Origin of the sequence: Proteus faecis (assembly GCF_003144395.1) — a bacterium.
Lineage (GTDB): Bacteria > Pseudomonadota > Gammaproteobacteria > Enterobacterales > Enterobacteriaceae > Proteus > Proteus faecis.
Window position 1 is genome coordinate 1 of the sequence record NZ_PENZ01000048.1, and the last position, 1086, is coordinate 1086.

The window sequence follows — 1086 nt, forward strand, 5'->3', positions numbered from 1 at the left end:
ATGCGAAAGTCGGGTAATAGGGTAGAAACTGCGCGTGATCATCCTTTGTTTTATTTAGTTCATGATGAGCCTAACGAGTGGCAAACCAGCTATAAATGGCGTGAAACAAAAGAGCGTCATGTATTGGGTTGGGGAAATGGTTATACCCAAGTTATTCGTAACCGAAAAGGCGAGGTGACAAATTTAGAAGCTTGTATGCCGTGGGAAACGACACTGCTTAATACCGGTGGTCGATATACGTATGGCGTTTATAACGAATTGGGTAATTTTGCCATTAGTCCTGATGACATGATCCATATTCGAGCGTTGGGGAACAATCAAAGAATGGGAATTAGCCCCATCATTCAACATGCGGAAACCATTGGCATGGGAATGAGTGGGCAGAAGTACACTAGCTCCTTCTTTGGGGGGAATGCTCGTCCTGCGGGGATTGTTTCAGTAAAAGGTGAGTTACAAACAGCTGGATGGGAACGACTGAAAGATATGTGGCAAAAAGCTTCCCGAATGCTACGAAGCCAAGAAAATAAAACCATGCTTTTACCTGCGGATCTGGATTACAAAGCGCTGACTGTTTCTCCTGTTGATGCACAACTGATTGATATGTTGAAACTTAATCGCTCAATGATTGCAGGGATCTTCAATGTGCCGGCTCACATGATTAACGACCTCGAAAAAGCTACTTTCTCAAACATCTCAGAGCAATCCATCCAGTTTGTACGACATACCATCATGCCGTGGGTGGTGAACTGGGAGCAGGAATTAAACCGACGTTTGTTTACTCGACAAGAGCGAACGGCTGGCTTTTATGTGCGATTTAATTTAGCGGGATTACTACGTGGAACACCAAAAGAACGTGCTGATTTCTACCACTTTGCGATTACAGATGGTTGGATGAGCCGTAATGAGGCGCGTGCCTTTGAGGATATGAATCCTGTTGATGGTCTTGATGAAATGTTAGTGAGCGTCAATGCCACCAAGTCTGCAGGGGGAAAAACAGAAGAACAAAAAGGGGATAACGATGAGCAGTGAAAAAGAAACACGATGTTATGTCGGTGAGGTTCGGGCAGAGGCGGGAGAGGAAAATAA

General features: G+C 44.7%; 1 protein-coding gene. It reads left to right on the top strand.

The window, feature by feature from the left end; genetic code table 11:
* The coding region (locus DK858_RS16685; RefSeq protein WP_109398368.1) for a phage portal protein at nt 1-1029 on the top strand (1029 nt) is incomplete at its 5' end.
* Between the last annotated feature and the right edge of the window lie 57 nt (nt 1030-1086).